The sequence below is a fragment of the Thermicanus aegyptius DSM 12793 genome (assembly GCF_000510645.1).
In the GTDB taxonomy this organism is placed as follows: Bacteria; Bacillota; Bacilli; order Thermicanales; family Thermicanaceae; genus Thermicanus; species Thermicanus aegyptius.
The window spans coordinates 2969543-2991561 of the sequence record NZ_KI783301.1 but is presented as its reverse complement, the minus strand read 5'-3'; the positions used below and the strand labels follow the sequence as shown (position 1 = coordinate 2991561).

At 49.5% G+C, this 22019-nt stretch carries 20 protein-coding genes and 2 riboswitches; of the genes, 16 read left to right on the top strand and 4 right to left on the bottom strand.

Features of this window, described 5'->3' with window-relative positions; translation table 11 throughout:
- Positions 1-343 precede the first annotated feature (343 nt).
- The 3 genes from THEAE_RS0116010 (at position 344) to THEAE_RS21410 (ending at position 3520) form a co-directional block, all read left to right on the top strand.
- Positions 344-1282 (top strand): magnesium transporter CorA family protein, encoded by a 939-nt coding sequence (locus tag THEAE_RS0116010; protein ID WP_005585473.1) that lies wholly within the window; start codon positions 344-346, stop codon positions 1280-1282.
- 310 nt (positions 1283-1592) lie between these two features.
- On the top strand, positions 1593-3095 hold the full coding sequence (locus THEAE_RS0116005) for an FTR1 family iron permease (RefSeq protein WP_028988150.1): 1503 nt from the start codon (positions 1593-1595) through the stop codon (positions 3093-3095).
- Positions 3096-3130: 35 nt separating this feature from the next.
- Complete coding sequence (locus THEAE_RS21410) at positions 3131-3520, top strand: hypothetical protein (RefSeq protein ID WP_052330083.1); 390 nt, start codon at positions 3131-3133, stop codon at positions 3518-3520.
- A gap of 86 nt (positions 3521-3606) precedes the next feature.
- Here THEAE_RS21410 and mtnA read toward each other — a convergent pair whose 3' ends face one another.
- Both mtnA and mtnK read right to left on the bottom strand, forming a co-directional pair.
- Entirely contained in the window at positions 3607-4692 is a 1086-nt protein-coding gene (gene mtnA / locus THEAE_RS21405; protein WP_039944513.1) for an S-methyl-5-thioribose-1-phosphate isomerase, read from the bottom strand.
- Positions 4689-5906: an S-methyl-5-thioribose kinase gene (mtnK, locus tag THEAE_RS0115990; protein WP_005585479.1), complete on the bottom strand. Its 1218-nt coding sequence runs from the start codon at positions 5904-5906 to the stop codon at positions 4689-4691. Before mtnK ends, mtnA begins: the two co-directional genes overlap by 4 nt.
- A 76-nt stretch (positions 5907-5982) precedes the next feature.
- A riboswitch (SAM riboswitch) is annotated at positions 5983-6154 on the bottom strand.
- 363 nt (positions 6155-6517) lie between these two features.
- Positions 6518-6700: riboswitch (SAM riboswitch) on the top strand.
- A gap of 81 nt (positions 6701-6781) precedes the next feature.
- Here mtnK and THEAE_RS0115975 point away from each other — a divergent pair.
- The 6 genes from THEAE_RS0115975 to THEAE_RS0115940 all read left to right on the top strand — a co-directional run bounded on the left by THEAE_RS0115975 (position 6782) and on the right by THEAE_RS0115940 (position 11332).
- Positions 6782-8002 carry a 2,3-diketo-5-methylthiopentyl-1-phosphate enolase gene (locus THEAE_RS0115975; protein WP_028988149.1) on the top strand — a complete coding sequence of 407 codons (1221 nt, stop codon included), beginning with the start codon at positions 6782-6784 and terminating at the stop codon, positions 8000-8002.
- Positions 7999-8673, top strand: a complete 675-nt coding sequence (locus THEAE_RS0115970; protein ID WP_005585481.1) for a 2-hydroxy-3-keto-5-methylthiopentenyl-1-phosphate phosphatase — start codon at positions 7999-8001, stop codon at positions 8671-8673. The genes THEAE_RS0115975 and THEAE_RS0115970 overlap by 4 nt, the downstream gene beginning before the upstream one ends.
- A 4-nt stretch (positions 8674-8677) precedes the next feature.
- Positions 8678-9397, top strand: coding sequence for a methylthioribulose 1-phosphate dehydratase (gene mtnB, locus THEAE_RS21400; RefSeq protein WP_084213587.1), 720 nt, complete (start codon positions 8678-8680; stop codon positions 9395-9397).
- Position 9398: 1 nt separating this feature from the next.
- Complete coding sequence (locus THEAE_RS0115960; RefSeq protein ID WP_005585483.1) at positions 9399-9950, top strand: 1,2-dihydroxy-3-keto-5-methylthiopentene dioxygenase; 552 nt, start codon at positions 9399-9401, stop codon at positions 9948-9950.
- Between the two features lie 142 nt (positions 9951-10092).
- The gene (locus THEAE_RS0115950) at positions 10093-10533 is read left to right on the top strand and encodes an OsmC family protein (protein WP_005585484.1); all 441 of its coding nucleotides are present in this window, start codon (positions 10093-10095) and stop codon (positions 10531-10533) included.
- 262 nt (positions 10534-10795) lie between these two features.
- Positions 10796-11332 carry a DUF420 domain-containing protein gene (locus THEAE_RS0115940; protein WP_028988148.1) on the top strand — a complete coding sequence of 179 codons (537 nt, stop codon included), beginning with the start codon at positions 10796-10798 and terminating at the stop codon, positions 11330-11332.
- Between the two features lie 39 nt (positions 11333-11371).
- On the opposite strand, the gene THEAE_RS0115935 is transcribed toward THEAE_RS0115940, so the two are convergent.
- Both THEAE_RS0115935 and cls read right to left on the bottom strand, forming a co-directional pair.
- On the bottom strand, positions 11372-13138 hold the full coding sequence (locus THEAE_RS0115935) for a UbiD family decarboxylase (RefSeq protein WP_005585489.1): 1767 nt from the start codon (positions 13136-13138) through the stop codon (positions 11372-11374).
- Positions 13139-13181: 43 nt separating this feature from the next.
- Positions 13182-14606 (bottom strand): cardiolipin synthase, encoded by a 1425-nt coding sequence (gene cls, locus THEAE_RS0115930; protein WP_005585490.1) that lies wholly within the window; start codon positions 14604-14606, stop codon positions 13182-13184.
- A 357-nt stretch (positions 14607-14963) separates the two neighbouring features.
- Here cls and coxB point away from each other — a divergent pair, with 357 nt between their 5' ends.
- The 7 genes from coxB (at position 14964) to cyoE (ending at position 21986) form a co-directional block, all read left to right on the top strand.
- Positions 14964-16046 carry a cytochrome c oxidase subunit II gene (gene coxB, locus THEAE_RS0115925; protein ID WP_005585491.1) on the top strand — a complete coding sequence of 361 codons (1083 nt, stop codon included), beginning with the start codon at positions 14964-14966 and terminating at the stop codon, positions 16044-16046.
- Between the two features lie 36 nt (positions 16047-16082).
- Positions 16083-17951, top strand: a complete 1869-nt coding sequence (gene ctaD / locus THEAE_RS0115920) for a cytochrome c oxidase subunit I (RefSeq protein WP_005585492.1) — start codon at positions 16083-16085, stop codon at positions 17949-17951.
- Positions 17948-18562 carry a cytochrome (ubi)quinol oxidase subunit III gene (locus THEAE_RS0115915; protein ID WP_005585493.1) on the top strand — a complete coding sequence of 205 codons (615 nt, stop codon included), beginning with the start codon at positions 17948-17950 and terminating at the stop codon, positions 18560-18562. The genes ctaD and THEAE_RS0115915 overlap by 4 nt, the downstream gene beginning before the upstream one ends.
- A gap of 3 nt (positions 18563-18565) precedes the next feature.
- Complete coding sequence (locus THEAE_RS0115910) at positions 18566-18871, top strand: cytochrome C oxidase subunit IV family protein (RefSeq protein ID WP_028988146.1); 306 nt, start codon at positions 18566-18568, stop codon at positions 18869-18871.
- Positions 18872-18989: 118 nt separating this feature from the next.
- Entirely contained in the window at positions 18990-19901 is a 912-nt protein-coding gene (gene ctaG / locus THEAE_RS0115905; protein WP_052330081.1) for a cytochrome c oxidase assembly factor CtaG, read from the top strand.
- Between the two features lie 233 nt (positions 19902-20134).
- Entirely contained in the window at positions 20135-21076 is a 942-nt protein-coding gene (locus tag THEAE_RS21395) for a COX15/CtaA family protein (protein WP_052330079.1), read from the top strand.
- Positions 21054-21986: a heme o synthase gene (cyoE, locus tag THEAE_RS0115890; RefSeq protein ID WP_028988144.1), complete on the top strand. Its 933-nt coding sequence runs from the start codon at positions 21054-21056 to the stop codon at positions 21984-21986. The genes THEAE_RS21395 and cyoE overlap by 23 nt, the downstream gene beginning before the upstream one ends.
- Positions 21987-22019 lie beyond the last annotated feature (33 nt).

Here is a 22019-nt window from a genome sequence, read left to right as displayed (position 1 = left end):
TTCGACCCTCTCGGTTGTCCGATGAAGAATCTTGGATTCCCCGTGTGGGGAATCTTTTTTTGGTTATCCTAGTAATCAAGCTGACGAAAAAGGGCTTCCCATCCCGAAAGAATCTATGTACAATTCTTGCGGAAAAGAGTATTATAATATAGTTCTCAACTATTTTTCGAAGAAAGGAGTTGTGCCTGAATGGGTAGTCGAAGTACCGGTGAACCTGATCCCGATTTATGCCCGAGGATGCTGCAGAAGATGGATCGTCTAAGGAGTCCGTCTGCCCAAAAGGCCGACTCCTGAATCGATCGTCCGGATGGGCAGCTTCCTCAAAAAAAGAGGAGGTGTAACCATGATCAGAATCTTTTTCACCAACAACGACGGTCAACTGGAAGAACGGACGGAGATTTGCAACGGGTGTTGGGTGCATCTTGTTTCCCCCACGGAAAACGAGATTCTCCGCGTGGCGGAACACCTTCAGCTTCCCCTTAATTTCTTGAAAGACCCTTTGGATGAAGAAGAACGTTCCCGTATTGAAAAAGAGGATCAAATAGTCCTTATCATCGTAAATATTCCCGTATATTTGACGGATGATCAGGATTCCCCCATCTTCGACACCTTACCGCTTGGAATGATTATCACCCCGGAAACTTTTATCACGGTCAGCTTAAAAGATCATCCCATTTTCCATGAATTTATGGAGAATCGAATCAAGCAATTCTTCACCTTCAAGAAAACGCGTTTTTCTTTACAGATTCTGTATCAGATTGCTACCCATTACCTTCGTTATTTGAAGTTGATCTACAAGCGGACCAATGAGATTGAGCGGGAGCTTCACCAATCGATGAAAAACCAAGAATTATACACCCTTCTCAATCTGGAGAAGAGCTTGGTTTACTTTGCCACATCCCTGAAGTCGAATAATATCGTGATGCAAAAGATGATGCGCAATGGGCTTCTAAAGATGTATGAGGATGACCAGGATCTCCTGGAAGATGTCATCATCGAAAACCAGCAGGCCATCGAGATGGCGGAAACCCATTCCGCCGTTTTAAGCGGAATGATGGATGCTTTCGCATCGGTCATCTCGAATAACCTAAATATCGTCATGAAATTTCTCGCTTCTTTTACCATCATTTTATCTTTACCCACCATGGTGGCCAGTTTCTACGGGATGAATGTTCCGATTCCGTTTCAGACGTATCCTTTTTCTTTTTGGATCGCCATCTTGATCTCTGCATTCCTCTCCACGGCCACGGCCGTCATCTTTTGGAAGCGACGTTTCTTTTAAATAACCGCTGATGTTCGCATCGAAGGCCTGCGGTCTTTCTCCGCAGGCTTTTCCATGTTCAGCTTTCCGTTCGTTCACGGTTTGGGCCGGCGTGCATCCCGGAGAAGTTCCCCACTGCCGATATGCGCATTAAATCTTTCACGCCATTTCCCCTTGACAGTTGAGAAAAAGGAATGGTATCTTGTTGTTGAGCAAATGAGAATGAGAATTATTATCAATAAGAAATATTATTTTAAATTGATTCTAAGGTTCTCATTCATATGGGTAACAACGCTAAAAATGATTTGAAATGGATAAGGAGGGAGAACACATGGAAGGAATCGCGCGAAAGAAAATGGGGGGGAGAAAACGGTTAAGCTTTCTTTTACTCCTTTTTTTCCTCGTGCCTGCATATGCCTTCGCCTTTACCCCGGCCGATGATCTGAAAGGGGCGAATCAATCGCTGATCCAGGCGCGGGAGAAGATAGAGAAGGGAGAGGTTGCGGCGGCCAAACAAGCGTATGAGGACTTCACGCAAATGTGGAAAAAGATAGAGGACGGGATTAAGGAAGCATCAAAGAAGGCATATGGGGATATTGAGGATAGCATGGGGATGGTTCAGTTTGTTTTCAGCCAGGATCCGCCGAATAAAGAAAAAATCTTGTCCGCATTGGATCAGCTTCTCAAGGTAAATCAAGATTTTATCGATGGGAAGTATCCTGCGGAGGATAGCGGAGCCTCTTCGGGGAAACAGGATGGAAATGAATTGATTGCCCTCCTGGATCAATCCCTCTCCCGATTAAAGGAGGGAGATGTGAAGGGGGCCGCCCAAAGCATCAGGCAATTTCGCGAAATGTGGCTGGATATTGAAGGAATTGTCCTCACCCAATCCCAGAAAGCTTACCAAGATGCGGAACGGGACATGGTTCTCTCCTATGCCTACCTTACGTCCACACCACCCGATGTGGAAAAAGGCAAAGAAGTGATTTCCAACATGAGAGAATACCTGGCTCCCCTGCTGGCGAAAAATCAATATACCTTCTTTGACGCCGTATCCATCCTTCTTCGGGAGGGATTAGAAGCTCTTCTGGTGATTGTCGCGCTGCTTGCCTTCCTGGATAAATCAGGCCACGGAGAGAAAAAAGGCTGGGTCTGGGGCGGGGTGGGCGCAGGGTTAGGAGGGAGCCTCTTCTTGGGGATCTTGGTCCAAATCCTCTTCACCTCAGGAGCTTTCGGCACCAATAATTTCCTCATCGCAGGATGGACCGGCCTGTTCGCGGCGGCGATGCTTCTCTACATGACATACTGGCTCCACAACAAAGCAAGCATCGAAAATTGGAGAAAGTACATCAAGACGAAGAGCGAAAAGGCGCTAGCCACCGGTAGTCTTCTCTCCCTGGCTGTTCTCTCGTTTCTGGCGGTCTTTCGGGAAGGAACCGAGACGGTCCTGTTCTTCATCGGAATGGCCTCTTCCATTTCTCTTACGCAGTTATTAGGGGGGATCGCCTTTGGAATCATTCTCCTCATCATACTCGGCATCTTAATCCTGAAAGTGGGTATGAGAATTCCATTGCGGCCTTTCTTCCTCCTCTCCAGCCTGCTTGTCTTTTACCTAAGTCTTAAGTTTACCGGCATGGGGATCAAGAGCCTCCAATTGGCCGGTCTTCTCCCGGCAACCCATGTGGAGTGGTTTCCGACCATTGAGTTTTTCTCCATTTACCCCACGGCGGAGGGGCTGATCCTACAAGCGGCACTGCTCGTCGTTGTCCTATTCTTTGCGGTATGGGAGCGGTATAGAGCCTTTTCCTACCGGAGAAAAATGGAAGCCAATTGATTGCTGCATAACAACCGAAGAACAGGAGGTTTTTTATGATCAATCATAGAGCAAAAAGGAACGCATTTCGCAAATGGACTTTTTTCTTTTCCCTCCTTTTGATCTCAACCCTTCTGCTTGCCGCTTGCGGAAATAACCCCATCAGGGATGGGGCGAAGGGAATGAAGGAAACCTTGGCTGAGTTAAAAATGGCCCTGGACCAGAATGATGCTGCGAAGGTAAAGGAACTGGGGCAAAAACTGGAAGAGAAATGGAAAAGCTTCGAAGATGGGGTAAAAGAGAAGTCCGGCGATCTTTATGAAAAGACGGAAAGGTCTCTTAAGACGATTGGGGCAGGGGTGGAAGTTACTCCCTTGGATGCAAAGACTCTGAAACAAGCGGCAGAGGAACTGGACCAAGCACTCACGGAGGTGGAGAAACTCTAAGGCCGGATACCCGCTGTAAGGCGGCCGTCAGGTAAATGCCGAACAGCACAGAGGGCACAGCCCTCCTTTTATGGGATTCGGAGGGATCAGGATAAGGTTTGGGATTTTCGTCCCAGGATCTCCTTGATCGCTTTTCCATAGCATCCGTCTTGATCGGGATAGAGTATGCCCTTTTCCGTAATGATGGCCGTGATGAGGGAAGAAGGGGTTATGTCAAAAGCGGGATTGTATACCTTCATTCCCACAGGGGCGGTACGCTTGCCAAAGCCCTCGGTCACCTCTTCCGCCGGTCTTTCTTCAATGGGAATCTCCTCACCCGTTGGCGTCTCAGGATCAAAGGAGGATAGGGGGGCCGCCACGTAAAAAGGAATGTTGTGGGCTTTCGCCAATATCGCCAGTCCATAGGTCCCGATCTTGTTGGCCACATCCCCGTTCGCCGCCACCCTGTCGGCACCGACGATGACGGCCTGGACCCACCCTTTAGCCATCACCAGGGCCGCCATATTGTCGCAAATCAGCGTCGAATCAATGCCTGCCTGCATCAGTTCCCATGCGGTAAGGCGAGCGCCTTGCAAGACGGGGCGGGTTTCATCAATAAAAATCTTAAGCGTCATCCCTTGTTCCCGGGCCAGATAGATAGGAGCGGTGGCCGTTCCATATTTGGCCGTCGCCAGGCTTCCAGGATTGCAGTGGGTCAGGATGCCCATTCCGTCTTTCAGTAATGTTAGTCCATGCTCGCCGATCCGGCGGCATGTTTCTTCATCTTCTTTTTGAATCCGAAGGGCTTCCGCCAATAAGCCCGCTTTCACTTCCTCTGTCGAGCAGCCATGGGCGCCGTCCATCTCCGCCCTGGTGAGCAGACGCATGAGTGCCCAGCGAAGATTAATAGCGGTAGGTCTCGCTTGGGAGAGGAATTCCGCCTTTCCTTTTAGGTCCTCGATCAGTTCCGGTACATTTCCGTAAGAGAGATGTTGAACTCCCAGATAGAGTCCGTAGGCGGCCGTGATGCCGATGGCCGGAGCTCCCCGGACCGTGAGTTGCCGGATGGCCTTCCATACTTCTTCGATCGTGTCAATTTTGTGATAGCGTGTTTCTTCAGGCAACCGATTCTGATCCAGAAGGAGGAGATGATTCTCTTTCCATTGAACCGATTGGATAAAGGAATGGGTCATGAGGCAATCCTCTCTTCCCGGATTGATTGCACGATTTGCAATATATCTTCGATCCTCTGGATTCCATGCCGTGCCAGAATCAGTTCCCTGCCGATGGCAAGAGCCATTGTCTCTCCTTTTGCCCTGAGTTTAGGATCTTCAATCGATTCCAGATCGGCCACATGGGCAAGACCGATGACGCGGCGTATCATCTTGCAGCCGGCATACCCGGCGGTATCCTGGAGGATCCTTTCCAGGTAATCGTCCAAATATCCATGAACGGAAGTGAAGGCTTCCAATCCGTCATTCCACCATAACTGGCGGAAATTCCTTTCAAAGACGGACCAGATTTCGGCCGCCGTCCTGAGAAGATACACCTGATACTCCGATTTCTCAGCAGGGTCGTCGGTTAAGCCTTCTTGAGCGGAGAAGTTTAAGAACAGGTTGGCGAGTACCGCTCCGATATCAAAACCCATCGGCCCGTAATAGGCGAATTCCGGATCGATCACCCGGGTATCCTGTTCCGTCACCATGATGCTCCCCGTATGAAGATCCCCGTGGATCAGGGCTTGAGTTCGGGTGAGGAACCCTTCTTTCAAAGCCGCCACTTCAAGTTTCAATCTGCCGTCGCTCCAGATTTTGCGCACCTCTTCGAGAATGAGCGGGTTAAACCGGTTGGTCTCGGCGTTGTAAAATGGATCGGTGAAAACGAGATCCTCGGTGATGCGGCACATCTCCGGATTGATAAATTGTGCCACCTGTTCTTTTTTCCTTCGGGAGTTTAAGGCGATATCGGAGGTGTAAAAGAGGGTCCTGGCCAGAAAGGTTCCGATATGCTGGGCCAATTTTGGATAGCGCCGCCTAAGGATCAGCCCTTTTCTTAACACGATATGGGAGGAGAGATCCTCCATGACGGTCAGGGCAAGATGCGGATCATAATGATATACTTTCGGGACTGAACCGGGGCAGAGCGCTTCCTCCATGTGGAGGGCCTCGCTCTCGATGCGTGCCCTGTCCAGGGTAAGGGGCCACGAATCCCCGACCACCCGGGCGTAAGGGAGCGCTTGTTTGATGATGATGCTTCTGTCCGTAGCTTCTTCTTGGATGCGAAATACCAGGTTTAGATTCCCATCGCCGATTTCCCGGGCGGTTAGTCGGGCATCTTCCGGGAAGATCCTAAGGCGCTTCGCATAGGCTACCGCTTCCGCTTCGTTTAGAGGATGATAATGTGCCATTCCCATCGATCCTTTCGTGTGAAATGAAAAAACCTCTGACCCTTCTGAAAGGGCAGAGGTTTAAAATCTATCCAACCCCTTATCTCTCAGAACGGTACGTTCTGCAGGAGTTAGCACCTTGCTGTGACCGGAAACAAAGATTTCGTGCAGGAACATCCTGCCGTCCTCTCCGATCCGTCACCCCGTATAGGGAAATGCAGGTTGCCGGGCATCATTGGGCCAGTCCCTCCGCCATCTCTTGATAAGAGCGAATCGGTCAAACTCTATTCGGTTTTTACATCCATACATTTGCCCCAAGCGATTTGATGAGAATCAGAATCAAATTCACTTGGTTTTGGTGATTAATTTATTTTTTTTCTCAACGTTTGTCAAGGGAAAAATTTAAAGGTGAGAGGTGGAATGTTTGCAGATATAAATCTTGTGCCAGCATGGGATCGGTTCACAACCCATTGCAGAAAAGGCGGATAGATTGCAGGAAGGTTCGGTGATGATCTCAAGGGAGGTGGATGAAATCAGAAAAAATGCAAAAATAGCGACATTTTGGGGATTGACAGAGAAGTATGCTGCGTTTATAGTTATGACCATCGAGTGACAATTGAAAATAAGAATTACTCTTATCCAGAGAAGGCTGAGGGACTGGCCCGATGACGCCCGGCAACCTGCTGCCCATACCTATGGGCTAAACGACTGGAAGGAGGAGCTTCTCCCAGGGATCGTAGGGGGGATCTCCATCCTTTCAGGAGTGAAGGTAAGGTGCTAATTCCTGCAGAACGTTATGTTCTGAAAGATAAGGGTGTGGGATATTGTTTCTACAACCTCTTTCAGAACGAAAGAGGTTTTTATTTTTGTAAAAAAAGGCGGTGATGGGATTGTCGTTGGATGAGGAATATATCTTGGCGACTTACCTGCTGAAAGGGGAAAAGGATCTATACAAAAAGGCGCAAGGGATTGCCGTCGGGCTTACGGTGGGGACATGGACCGAGCTGCCGAGTGAGAAAAAGGAAAGCATGGCGCAACATTTGGGGAAAGTGGTCGATGTCGTCCCACTTCCGGAGGAAGAAGGGAAGCAGCCCGTGGGGAAAATTACCATCGCATATCCGATCGTCAACGTGACCCCTGATCTTCCATCCATTCTTACCACGGTGTTCGGAAAGTTATCCCTGGATGGTTCGATCAAACTCTTGGATCTCCACATTCCCGACTCCCTCCTTTCCCAATTTCCGGGCCCACGTTTTGGAATTCAGGGGGTTCGGGATTTGCTGCAGATGAAGGATCGACCCCTCCTGATGAGCATCTTTAAACAATGCATCGGTCTTTCCCTCGATGAGTTGGAGGAAGAGTACAGGAAACAGATTGAAGGCGGCGTAGATCTGGTAAAGGATGACGAGATCTTTTTCGCAGATGGGAAAGCTCCCGCCATCGAAAGGGTGAAGCGTTTTGAAGCGTTAAATCGTCAAAGAGAAGAGCGGACCGGGAGAAAGGCCCTCTATGCTGTCAACCTGACAGGGCCGGTGAACGAAATGGTGGACAGGGCGAAACGGTTGGTGGAAGCGGGTGCTTCCGGCCTTCTCCTGAATGTGTTTGTGTACGGCCTAGATATTCTCCATCGCCTGGCTTCGGACCCCGACATCCCGGTTCCCATTCTTGCCCATCCTGCGTTTGCCGGAGCGATATACGCATCTCCGGAACATGGGGTATCCTCTTCCCTTCTATTAGGCAAGTTTCTTCGTTTGGCAGGGGCGGACATTGTCCTCTATCCCTCTCCCTATGGTTCTGTCGCTATGCCTAAAGAGGAATCGTTGTCGGTTGCGGACCGGTTGCGCCGTCCCTATGGGAATATCAAACCTTCTCTTCCGGCGCCGTCGGCGGGGATTCATCCCGGCCTCGTTCCTGTCCTGATCAGGGATTTTGGACCTGACCTGGTGATCAATGCGGGCGGAGGGATTCATGGTCATCCGCAAGGATCGACCGCAGGGGGAAGGGCTTTCCTGGATGCCATCTCAGCCATTATGGCAGGTTATTCTCTCCGGGAAGCCGCGGCCCGTTCCGTAAAACTAAGCCTTGCGATTGAGAAATGGGGGGTGGTTGAGGGATGAGCAGAGGAAGGAGAAAGGTACTTTTTTGTGACTTTGACGGGACGATTACGGTGCAGGATACCATCATTCAAATCATGAGGGAGTTTGCGCCTCCGGAATGGGAGAAGTTGAAGGAGGAGATTCTCGCAGGGCGGGTAAGTGTTCGGGAAGGAGTGGGGAAGATGTTTTCCTTGCTTCCGGTCTCAAAAGAAGAGGAGATCCGAAATTACGTGCTCCATCATACGGAGATTCGGCCGGGGTTTTCTGAGTTGATCCGATTTACGAGAGAAGAAGGAATACGGCTGCTTATTTCGAGCGGAGGGATCGATTTTTTCCTCTACCCCTTGCTTGTCCCCTATGACATCCCGTATGGGGATATCTATTGCAACGGCAGTGATTTTAGCGGGGAGAAGATTCGTATCCTCTGGCCTCATCCTTGCGATGATGAGTGCCATCGTGATTGCGGGATGTGCAAGACAACCCTCTTGCGGTCCTTTCCGCAGGAAGAATACGAAAGAATTGTCATCGGCGACAGCATAACCGATCTGGCGGCGGCTCGGATCGCCGACCGGGTGATCGCCCGCGACTTTCTCCGAATCAAATGCGAAGAATTCTCCATCCCCTATGTCCCCTTTGAAACCTTTTACGACGTGATCGATTATCTGCAGAATACATCGGAAAAAGCGGGGTGAACCCATGGAAGAGATAATGAGCGCCGTCCACAGTCTCCGGGTTGTGAAAGAGAGTTTTGCTGCCCGGGGATGGTTTCCTGCCACGAGCGGCAATCTCTCCGTCTTGGCGACTTGTGAGGACGGTAAGCGGGCGATTGTGATTACCGCCAGCGGAAAAGATAAGAGTCTTCAGACTTCCGAGGATTTTCTTCTTGTGGATCGGGATGGAGTACCTGTATTCCCTACCCGGCTAAAACCATCCGCCGAGACAATGATCCACACGGCCATCTACGACCGCCTGCCGGATACGGGTGCCGTGTTTCATGTTCATACGGTGGCCAACAATCTCCTCTCCGAACTTTACGGGGATCATGGGGAGATTCTCTTTTCCGGGCATGAACTGATCAAAGCGTTCAATATCTGGGAAGAGGATGGCGCCATCCGTCTCCCCATCGTCGAAAATAAGGCCCACATTCCCACCCTGGCGCAGTTGGTGAGGGATGCGGTTCGGCCGCAAACCCCGGGTATCCTGATACGGCGCCATGGTATTTACGCGTGGGGTAGGAACCCCGAAGAGGCGAAGAAGCATCTGGAGGCTTTTGAATTCTTGTTTGATTACCACGTAAAGCTTCTCCAGATGAAGAGCCTCGGGCTGTTGCCGATTCACACATTTGCCGACGTATCGTTGGGAAAAGGGAGGAAACTCCATTTCCATAAAACGAAACATGAAAGAGAGGGAAGCTAAAATGGCCGAAATTGTCATTCGGAAGACCGGTGAGAAGATTCAGGATGAAGAGCGGGTGAAAGATTTTTTGGCCCGACAGGGAGTTCTCTATGAACGTTGGGATGCCGGTAAACTGCCGGCAGGTTTAAGGGAGAAATACAACGTAAGCGAGGAGGAAAAGGAAGAGATTCTTCACGCATTTGATCAGGAGATCCGCTCCCTGGCTGAAAGGAATGGGTATGTGAAATGGGATGTGATTTCACTATCCGAAGCAACGCCTAATCTGGAGGAGCTGTTAAAGAAGTTCGAACAGATCCACACCCATAGTGATGATGAAGTCAGGGCGATCGTCTCCGGAAACGGGACATTTACGATCAAGGGGACGAGCGAAATCGGTTATTTTAACGCGGTTCTTCAGGCAGGCGATGTGATCTCCGTTCCGAAAAATACTCCTCATTTCTTTACGCTTTTGGAAAATCGAAAGGTCGTCGCCATCCGTCTTTTCATCGATCAGTCCGGTTGGATCGCGCATCCTTATGAAGATCCGGAGTTCCAAGTGACCGAATCGAAATGATCCATGATGCAAATCAGTTAAGCCAATATGTTTCGGGATGGGGCGGAAGCCGTCAGGGTTATACGGACCGGTTGAAGGAATTGGAAGAAGACAGAAATCCATAAATGCTTGGAAAGGCTAAAACGAGAAGGAGGAATAATCTGTGGCAAAGATCACATTTCAGACAGACGTGCTTTGGTCAGGTGAAGGGGTTCGCTCCGAAGCGGTGATCCGAGACAAGAGGATTGTCATCGATGAACCGAAATCCTTAGGAGGGACGGATCAAGGTCCCAATCCGGTCGAGTTGATTTTGGCTGCCTTGGGTGGTTGTTTATCGGTTCTTTTATCGATTCATGCCAAGACCCACCAAGTTGAACTGAACGGTTTTAAGGTACATGTTGAAGGGGACCTGGATCCGGACGGTTTCATGGAGAAGAACCCTGCCGTAAGGCCGGGATTTCAGGAAATTCGTTATCGCATAGAGGTCGATTCTCCTTCGGATGTGGGGAAGATCCGCGAACTGATCGGCCATATCGAAAAAATCTGCCCGGTTAAAGATACGTTGTCGGGCGTAACCGTCAAAGAAGTGGAATCGACGAAGTAAGTTCAGGTTTGGTGAGAATGAAAAGGATGCGTTTAAAGCTGCCCGTCGGTTTTCATCGGCGGGTTTTTCTCCCTTTCGGATCCATCTTTGAAAAGGGAGAAACGATTCATTTGAAGAGAGTCATAGAAGAGAGAGAAAAGAACGAGCAGAAAAGGAGGGAGTTTAACCCATTCCCCTTGCGAAATTCTTGTGCTTTCCTTATCATGGAAGGAGAAAATGAGGACAAAGGGGAATGAAGATGAAACAAAACCATGCCGACAAAATGGAAATCAGGGGAGAAAAGCGGAATTATACCCCCTGGATTGTATTTCTCTCAATCGCGATTAACTTGATCGTGGCCATCCTTTTCTTCATGCCGAAGATGGAGAGGGGAAATCAACTCGATCTTACCGTTCTCCCGATGTTAAACGCCGTCTTTAATAGTTTTACCTTTGTTTTTCTCTTGTCTGCGCTCTATTTCATCCGCCGGAAGAACATTGTGATGCATCGGCGCTTTATCTTTGCCGCCTTTATCACGACGGCTCTTTTTCTGATTACCTATGTCACCTACCATTTTTTGGCGAAGTCTACCCCTTATGGAGGAGAAGATGTTTTTCGTTATCTCTATTACTTCTTCCTTCTTACCCATATATTGCTCGCCATCGTCATTGTTCCGCTGGCACTCACCACATTAGCGAGAGGATTGAACCGCCAGGATGAGAAACACCGCCGCATTGCCCGCTGGACCATGCCTCTTTGGCTCTACGTGGCGGCATCGGGAGTCATCGTATACCTCATGATCTCGCCTTATTATGCGTAGGAAAGATGAAGTTGAGGGGGATGGGAGGGATGGAGCGGGTCAAATCCCTTCCGGGAAATATTCACGCCAGCGCTTGTCCACGAGGGTGACCGTCTCCGGATCAGGGATCAGTTCGTCGGGATAGAAAGGTTTCATACGAGCATCGATCAGGATCGGGCCATGAAAGGCAATGTGATTTCCTACGATCTCCTTATTTCCGTAAAGATCGTGGGCGGGATCAAAACGGGTAAAAACCGTCCAAAGGAAAGAAGTTTGATCGGTAATCTCTTCCACATCATCGACGAGGATGAGGAGAGGCCAGGGAAAGTCCCGTCCATGTAATCCTGCGGTGATCCTCGTCGGCAGCCCCTCGTCCTCCTCATAGCTTTTTCCGGAGAGGAGCAAGGTTCCTCTGCAGAAGACGGAAATTTTCTCCACGCCCGCAAGATCTCCTTCCGTGTATGTTTCGGGCAAGGATTGAATCTCCTCTCCTATTCCCAGCATGATCGCCTTACTGCCGTGATTAAACGTTCGCCCGGTGTAGTCGAGGGTATCCATAGAGGTATGGGGCAAGATGATGAGATCCCGCTCGGGGCGGAAGCGGGCGAGGATAGCTTCCAGGAATTGAGGGAAATTCCGCAAGGATACAGGAGCATCGGTTACCATGAGAAACTTGGTCAGTGTGAGTTGTCCCTCTCCGAGGATGCGGAAAGCGTGGGAAAGAGCTTCACGGCTGTAGCTCTCCCTCACGATGGCCCCCGCTAAGGAATGAAAACCGGTTTCGGCGTAGGTCCAGAGTTCCTTTACCCCAGGCATCACCAATGGGAAAAGGGGGGAGAGAAGTTGCTGCAGGTACTCTCCGATGTAGTAATCTTCCTGCCGCGGTTTCCCTACCACTGTAGCCGGATAGATCGCTCCTTTCCGCCGGTAAACTTTCTTCAGGTTAAAAACAGGGAAATCATGAGTCAACGAGTAATAACCATAGTGATCGCCGAAAGGGCCTTCCGGTTCCCGAATACCGGCGGGAACTTCCCCCAGAAAAGCAAATTCCGCTTCGGCGATGAGGGGATGAGGGTGCCCCTCCACCTTTACCAGGGGAAGCTTTTCCCCCATAAGAAAAGAGGCGAAAAGAAGCTCCGGCACGGGTTCGGGCAAGGGGGCGACCGCGCTTACGATGAGCGCCGGCGGTCCTCCGAGAAAGATGGTGACGGGCAGGGCCTCTTTTCTCTTTTCCGCTTCAAAATGATGAAACCCCCCTCCTTTATGGATCTGCCAATGGATCCCTGTTTTATTCCTTCCCTTGATCTGCATCCGGTACATCCCAAGGTTATGCTCACGGGTGGTTGGATGCTCCGTATAGACGAGAGGCAAGGTAAAAAAGGGCCCCCCGTCCAGCGGCCATCCTGTGAGCGCCGGCAGCGTCCCCAGGTCAAAATCGGCCTCTTCGATCGCGAGGAGAGGAGCCGTTTGCCTCTCCACTTTTTTCGTGCCGAAGCGGGTGAATTGAAAGAGAAGGCTTCTCTTTTCCCAAATTTTGCTTAATTTCGGTGGCATGAGTTCGGGCAAGAGCTGAACCAGACCCCTTACCATCTCCTCCGGTTTTGTCCCGATGGCCCGCTCCACCCTCCTCATGGTTCCAAAGAGATTGGTTACGACAGGGAAGGACTTTCCCTTTACCTGTGTGAAGAGGAGGGCAGGTCCTTCTTCTTCGATCACTCGGCGATGAATCTCAGCCAATTCCAGATATGGGTCCACCGGTACCTCGATCACGACGAGGTCTTTTTCTTTTCTCAAGGTTTCTAAATATTGGCGAAGATTCAGGAACATAGGGAGCCTCCTAATTTTTATAATGGTTGGTTCGCCCTACCCATTACATGATGGGAGAGAAGAGCCGGGCGATAGATTCGATAAATTGCCGATACCAGGGGCGTTTTTGATACACCTCTAGATCAAGCAGTTCGCTCATTTGAAAATCTTGCTCAAATTGGTCCGCCACTTTTTGAACGGCTTCGCGGCGATAAATGAGGGCGTTCACTTCAAAATTAAGATAGAAGCTGCGGACATCCATGTTGGCTGTACCGACGGAGACGATTTCATCATCGCAGAGCAATACTTTGGAATGCATGAAGCCGTTTTTATATTTATAGATCTTAACCCCTACTTTGAGGAGCTCCTCCAAATAGGAAGAGGTGGCGTAATAGACAAAGGGGTGATCCGGCTTGTCCGGGATGAGGATTCGAACGTCCACCCCACTTAAAGCGGCCATTTTCATGGCGACGAGGGCGGCTTCATCGGGGATCAGGTAAGGGGTGGCGAGCCAAATCCGCTCTTTTGCGTTGGTAAGCATGATTAAATAGGTATGTAAAATGATGGGGTGAGGCGAATCAGGACCGCTGCTGATGATCTGGATCGGCAAAGGCCGGACTTCGGGCGTAGAGACAGGCGGAAAGTATTCCCAACCATCCGGGCTTTTCTTGCTGACGAACTCGAAATCGAGGAGGAAGAGAAGCTGTAGACTGTAAACCGCCTCCCCCTGAATGCGGAGATGGGTGTCTCTCCAGTGCCCCAGCCGTTTTTTTTCCCCGAGGTACTCCCTCCCGATATTAAACCCTCCAAGATAGCCGATTCTTCCATCGATGATCACGATTTTTCGGTGATACCGGTAATTCAGTTTTCTACCGATGAGGGGGAAGGTAACGGGAAGAAAAGGATAAATCTCCACCCCGGCCCTCTGCAATTCTTCTTTATATCTCCTATTTAACCAGACCGAACCCACATCGTCGTAGATGACCCGTACTTCCACCCCTTCCTTGCGCTTGCGCAGGAGAATTTCCTTCAATCGTTCTCCCACATGGTCATTCCGGATGATGAAGAAAGCAAGATGAATATGATGTGTCGCCTGTTCCATTTCTGTAAAGAGAGAGTCATACAGGCTCTTTCCTTCATAGAAAAAACCAACCTCATTGTTCAGAGTGACCGGAGAGGCGAAGGCGTTGTACCCCACCGCGATGAGCCGGCGTATGGCGGGGTGGGACAATTCAGGCCAATCATGGGTATGATGAACTTCATCCAGGCGGGCAAAACTGATCTCCTCTTTGGTGCGTACCGCCAGCTCCTTTCGCATATTCCGGCCAAACAGCAGGTACAAAAGGAAACCGACGATAGGGAGAAAAGTAAGAATCAGAAGCCAGGCGATGGTCTTCTCCGGATCTCTTTTTTCCAAGATGATAACGATGCTAATCAAGAGGCTGGTTAGTAAAAAAATCCATCCGATCCATTCTAAGAAAAGAGTCATTCGATCTCCCCTTTCCCCTCTCTTTCCTTATTTTATACAAGGCAAAGGATGCGGGCAAACTTTTTCAACTCTGCCCTTCCAATAAAAAACATAACGAATATAAAAAACATAAAAAGGTATGCGGATGAGGGAATTTTCCCCTTAAAATGTGAACAAAATATGTATTTTTTGTGACATCGGGCTTTGTTTATGGCGAATTATTGACAGATAAAAGTGAATCAAATTAAAATAGGAGGAGCAATCAGTTCATAGATTAAACAAAATATCTTCTAAAAAACTACTTCATTCATGAGAGAAGGGGAGTCCCGGAAGAAAGGAAGTAGAGGGAAAAGAGTGAGACAGAAAGAGGGGTTGTAGATGAAGCGTTTTCATCACGGTTGGAAGATCTTATTGCTTGCACTCGCCATGATCTCGATTTTATCCGGCTGTAGCGGGGATCCATACCTCTCTACCCTTAAGCCGATGGGTTCTGCAAGCGAATCCTCGTATCAATTGATGATTTTAAGCTTAGGCGTTATGCTTTTCGTCATGGCTGTCGTTTTTATCCTATTTATCTATGTATTATTCCGCTTCCGCCAAAGGAAAGGGGATGAAGGGGTTCCAAAACAAGTGGAGGGAAATCATCTCCTCGAAGTGATTTGGACGGTGATCCCCATTATCCTGCTCCTTATTTTAGCGGTGCCTACAGTGATGCAGACCTTTGCATTAGCCAAGGATCATGCGAATGATCCGAATGCGCTCAAGGTAAAGGTGACCGCCCACCAATATTGGTGGGAATTTGAGTATCCCGATCTGGGAATTAAAACCGCTGAAGATTTATACATCCCTGTAGGAAAGAAAATTAGCGTGGAACTTACCTCGAACGACGTTATTCATTCCTTCTGGGTTCCTGCTCTCTCCGGGAAATGGGATGCCAATCCAGGAATGATCGGCACGGACGGGAAGAAGAATGTGAACCGTTTTTCCTTTGATGCGAAAGAACCGGGAGTATATCTGGGGAAATGCGCGGAACTGTGTGGACCGTCCCACGCGTTAATGGAGTTTAAAGTGATCGCCGTGACCGAGAAAGAATTTAACGCTTGGGTGGATGGAATGAAGAAGCCGGTTACGGTGACCACCAATGCCGCCAAGGCCGGAGAAGCGGTCTTTACCCAGAATTGCGCCTCTTGCCATGCGGTCGATAGCACGGACAAATCGATCAAAGTAGGTCCTAATCTGGATAACCTGGCCAATCGAAAGACGATTGCGGGAATCTTGCCGAACGGTTCCCCGGAGGAGTTTAAACAGAGCCTGAAAAAATGGATTGAAGACCCCTCCAAGGTGAAGCCGCAGAATGAAGGGCCGAAGACCATTAAGATGCCTGCGTTTGGCGGGAAAATAAAGGATCAAGACCTAAATAACCTGATCGAATACCTTTCAGGGCTCAATATGAACCAATAAAAGGATAGATAGTGCTGATTAAAAGGAGGTTCGCTGATGTCGCAGATGGCTCATGCAGGGAAGAAACCGCTGTTGTGGGATTACCTGACTACGGTTGATCATAAGAAAATCGCCATCCTTTATCTTTGGTCCGGACTTTTCTTCTTCGTATTGGGCGGAATTGAGGCATTGCTCATACGGATTCAATTGATGTTCCCTGGGAACACCTTTCTCGTTGGGAAGACGTATAATGAAATCATGACTTTGCATGGGACAACGATGATTTTCTTTGTCGCCATGCCCCTTGTCTTCGGCTTAATGAATGCCGTCATTCCCCTCCAGATCGGCGCGCGGGATGTCGCCTTTCCTTTCCTGAACGCCCTAGGTTTCTGGCTTTTCTTCTTCGGAGCCACACTTACCTATGTTAGCCTCTTTACGGGGAGCGCGCCGGAATCGGGCTGGACGGGTTACTTCCCCCTCTCCGACAATAATTATACCGGGCATGGATTAAGCTATTATGCGATAGGGCTGCAAATCTCCGGAGCCGGTACTCTGATCGGTGGAATAAACTTTCTCGCCACGATTTTAAACATGAGGGCGCCGGGGATGACGCTGATGCGCATGCCGATGTTTGCATGGACCACCCTGGTCTCCTCCACCTTGATCCTTTTCGCCTTCCCGCCGCTTACGGTGGGGCTGTTCCTCATGATCTTTGACCGGCTTTTTGGTTCCCACTTTTTCGATCCTGCGTTCGGAGGGAACGTGGTCATCTGGGAGCATCTCTTCTGGGTTTTTGGACATCCGGAAGTATACCTTCTCGTACTCCCTGCTTTTGGAATCTTTTCCGAGGTGATTCCCACCTTTTCGAAAAAGCGCCTTTTCGGCTACCATTCCATGGTGTTTGCCACCATGTTGATCGCCTTCCTTGGTTTTATGGTATGGGTTCACCACATGTTTACCGTTGGTCTTGGCCCGGTGGCCAATGCCATCTTCGCCATCGCTACCACGACGATTGCCGTTCCTACGGGGATTAAGATCTTTAACTGGCTGGCCACCATGTGGGGAGGGAAGATTCGCTTTACCAGCGCAAACCTATTCGCTCTGGGATTTATTCCCACCTTTGTCATGGGGGGAGTGACCGGGGTCATGTTGGCACTGCCGCCGGCCGACCTTCAGTTTCATGACTCCTACTTTGTGGTTGCCCATTTCCATTATGTCCTGGTTGGAGGAGTTGTTTTCGGAATCTTTGCCGGCCTTTATTACTGGTGGCCCAAGATATTCGGGCGATTGCTTAACGAGACGCTCGGAAAATTGCATTTCTGGTTTTTCCTCATCGGGTTTCATTTAACCTTTCTCATTCAGCACTATTTAGGACTTTGGGGTATGCAGCGGAGAATATACACCTATCTTCCCGGCCAGGGCTTTGAGTTGGGAAATCTGATCAGCACCATCGGAGCCTTCCTCATGGCGATTGGGGTGCTCTTCTTCGTGGCCAATATTGCCGTCACCTTCCGAAAAGGGGCGGTGGCAGGGAATGATCCCTGGGATGGAAGGACCTTGGAGTGGACGCTGCCCTCTCCTGTTCCGGAGTATAATTTCCTTCGTTTGCCTCTGGTACGGGGACTGGATGCCTTCTGGATTGAAAAACAGGCAGGCAATAAGGAGATGTTGCCTGCAGAGCCTTTGGGAGATATCCATATGCCCAACGCCTCTTTTCTTCCCTTCCTCATGTCTCTCGGATTATTTATCGCAGGACTTGGTTTTATCTTCAAGGATCAATATAATCCGGCCTTTCTCTATGTCGGGATAGGAGGACTGGCGATTACCTTGCTCACCATGTTCCTTCGGTCCGTCATCGATGATCACGGCCATCATATCCACCATGAAGAGGTAGAAAGCATGGAAGGAGGGGCGTCTCTATCATGATGAATGAGGCAAAAACGGTATCCCTGCCTGCCCACCCCGAGCGCGCAACCATGGAGGGAAAAAATAAGTTTCTAGGCTTTTGGCTCTATCTCGCGGCCGAATCGGTTCTTTTCGCTTCCCTCTTCGCCACCTATTTGGCCTTACGCCATTCTACGATGGGGGGACCGACGGGGAAAGAACTTTTCCAACTGCCCACGGTTTTTCTCGCGACGGTTCTCCTGTTAACCAGCAGCATGACCAGTGTCATGGCCATTCTCTCCATGCGGGAAAATAAAGCATCCAGAATGAAGGCTTGGTTCATCGTGACCCTCCTTCTTGGCGCCGCTTTTTTAGGGTTGGAGATCTATGAATTTACAGAGTACGTGAAGGAGAAGCATACGTTTACCAGCAGCGCTTTTGGTTCTGCATTCTACACGTTAGTCGGTTTCCATGGAAGCCACGTTCTCTTTGGCTTACTCTGGATCAGCACGCTCCTCATCCGGAACTGGAACCGGGGAATCACCCTCTATAATGCCCCGAAGTATTATCTTGCCAGCCTTTACTGGCACTTCGTCGACCTGGTCTGGGTCTTCATCTTTACGGTTGTTTACCTGATGGGAAAGGTGGGGTAAAGAATGCCTGAGGAAATGAATAGGGGGGAATTTCAGAGAGTGCGCAGCGAGACGAAACATCACCTGATTGCCTTTTTTGTAAGTATCGTTCTGACGCTCTTAGCTTTTTATCCGGTTGCCTATGGGGTAAATCCCCGTTTCACCATTCCGTTCATCGTCGTTTTGGGGGCGATTCAAGCCGCTTTCCAGCTTTACATTTGGATGCATATGAAGGATAAGGAGCATCGCTTCCCGACGATTTATGTCTATGTGGCTATCTTGGTCGTATGGATCACCATCATGGCCTTTCTCTTCATGATCTGGTGGTAACAGCAATCTCAATCATTGGATGAACGGCTGTATCAAGTGGTATAATGGGCTTTGATACAGCCTTTCTTTCTTGACGCAGGAAGGACGGGTTTACCGTTACACTTCTGGAGTGATGAAGATGACCCTTTGGTATAACCTGCAAACCTTTGGATTTATCGCCTTATGGAATCCCAATAAAATCGTCTTGGTCCTCATCATCGCAGGACTCTACCTTCTGCTAACCGGACCATTCCGGAAAGATATCCCGGGGGCAACCGAGGTATCTCTCGGAAAGAAACTAACCTTTCTGAGCGGCCTCCTTTTCTATTATGTTGCTGAGGGGAGCCCCTTTTACTTGTTGTCCCATATCATCTTCACATTGCATATGGCAAAGATGGCCGTCATCTATTTGATCGTGCCTCCCCTTCTTATCTTAGGCTCGCCCACGTGGTTCTATGAATATCTGTTGAAGCCGAAATTTTTGCGGAGCATCATTCGCTTTTTTACGAAACCGTTGCTGGCCCTTCTCTGGTTTAACGGACTCTTCTCCATTTATCATTTGCCTGCTGTCCTGGATGCCCTGAACGCGGATGTGAACCTAAATGCATTGTATGGGATCCTTCTCTTCCTGGCCGCCATCTTCATGTGGTGGCCGATCTTGAATCCCTTAGGGGAAACGGACCAGTTAAGTGAACTTCGGAAGATCGCCTACATTGTGGCCAACGGGGTTCTCATCACCCCGGCTTGCGCGTTAATCACTTTTGCAGACAGTGAATTGTACCGGAGTTACACCAATCCCCAGGCTTGGGCGGCGATGATCGGTTTCTGCCTTCCCACCGGGGTTACGGTGGATATGTCCATCGTGACGGCCAAATTCTTCCGCATTCTACCCCCCTTGCAAGATCAGCAATTGGGGGGAGTCGTCATGAAAATCATGCAGGAGATTATATATGGTATCTTTTTGGGGTATGTTTTTTATCAATGGGTAAAAAAGGAGAGGGAAAAAGATCGCCTTCCCCTTCCTCCTTTCACGGAACCCAATAAAAAATAGGGCAGGGTAAGGAAATTCACAAAAATGTCACCACTCAGCCCTTGAAAGGCCTATCAAAAATATGGAGAACTGATTAATCTAAAAGTGGTTGAACTTTTGAAGATTTTTTGTGCAAGAGAAGAGGATATTTTAAAGATTATGTTTTATTGCCATGGAGATTATGAGGAGATCTTTTCGGACAGCCGCAACGTACAAGACGGATTGGACAATACCGAAAGAAAGGGTTATCATCCGTGAGACATCGATTTGCTCTATTCACAGTCGGGTTTACTTTTTTTGTACTGTTCATGGGCGTCCTGGTTACAGCGACCCAGTCGCAGGATGCGTGCGGGACGGACTGGCCGGGATGTAACGGCCGTCTCTTTCCCGACATCACCGATTATAAACAAGTGATTGAATATACCCATCGTCTCGTGGTGGGACTTTTAGGCTTCATCTTACTCATTAACGCGATTTTCGCATGGATTAAGAAGTATCCGGGTGAACGGGCGGTATCCATCCTCTCTCCCCTCTCTCTATTTCTCCTTTTCTTACAAGTTCTGGTGGGAGGCTTTAACGTGATGCTGGGGACTCCTCCCGGTTTTACCACCCTCGATGTTGCGGTGAGCCTCGCCCTCTTTAGCAGCTTGGTTTTTTTGACGACCGCCTTAATGAGAAGAGGAACAGAGGAGAAGAAATCTCCCGAACCGATAGGCGGTGAGAGGGGGTCAAAGCTTTTTGGACCGGCGCTCACCTTACTTCTCCTTTTTTATGCGGAAACCATCTTGGGAGCCTTTTTCAAGCATAGTGCCGCTGCCGATGTATATATGGGGATCACCCCCCATCAACAGCTGATTCAATCCCCGTACTGGGCTCATTTCCTCTTCTTTACCCACTGGATTTTCGCCTTTGTTGTCCTCATTTTCTTGCTTCGCCTTCTCTTTCGGTCCTGGCGGATGAAGAAGGAGAAGAATGCGGTTCTCTTCTTAACGTTGGTTGTTCTTTTGGAGATGGGAATGGGATTTATTACCGTCTTTACCCGCTTATCCGCCTTTTCCGTCTCCTTGCATATGATCTTAGCCAGTGCGGGGATCGGTCTTTCTTCCTATATCGTGGGGAAATCTCTCTTTGGGGATGATTACTCGATCCTACAACCGGAAAGGGGGAGCGTGTATGGAACGGTCCATGGCCGTTGAACTTCAATCGGATTCTATGGAACGGACGGGGGAGAGGGCCTCACTGGGGGTTTATTATCGGTTAACGAAACCGGGAATCGTGTTTGCCAACCTCCTGGGAACCGTTGCCGGGTTTCTGTTGGCGATGAAAGGGGCGCCGTTCACTCCTGATCTCATGGTTACTTTTTTCTTCAGTCTGCTCGGGATTGCCCTCGTCATTGCCGGGGGGACTACCTTAAATAATGTGATTGACCGGGATATAGACGGCTATATGGAGAGGACAAAAGACCGTCCCATTCATTCGGGAAGAGTATCGGTTAAGGCCGCTACCTTTTTCGGCTTATCTCTGGCCGTGACAGGAGAGGCGGTGCTCGCCTTCGGGGTGCATCCTCAAGCTGCCTTGCTTGCCTTGATCGGCTTTGTGGTTTACGTGATCATTTATACCTTGTGGTTAAAGAGGATTACCACCCTAAACACGGTGATCGGAGGGATTTCCGGGGCGGTGCCTACGGTGATGGGATACGTGGCGGTGACCGGAAGGATGGACCTGACCGCCTGGATCCTCTTCTCCATCCTGTTTCTCTGGCAGCCTCCCCATTTCTTAGCGCTGGCGATGCGCCGCCATACCGATTACAAGAATGCCTGCGTTCCGATGCTTCCCAACGTAAAAGGGTTTGGAGAGGCGAAGAAACAGATTTTTTATTACACCGTAAGCCTGTTTCCCGTCAGTTTAATGCTTTATCCTCTTCGAGCGGTGGGCTGGCTCTATTTGGTCGGAGCTCTTCTTTTAGGGACGGTCTATCTCATTAAGGCTTATCAAGGGCTTCACCGGCGAGGGGAAGAAGAAAAAAGATGGGCTTCATTCATGTTCCGCTATTCCATCATCTATCTGACGCTTCTCTATCTATTGATGATGGTCGATGCGGCGTAAGCGTACAAGAGGAAATGAATTTTAAGGATTAAG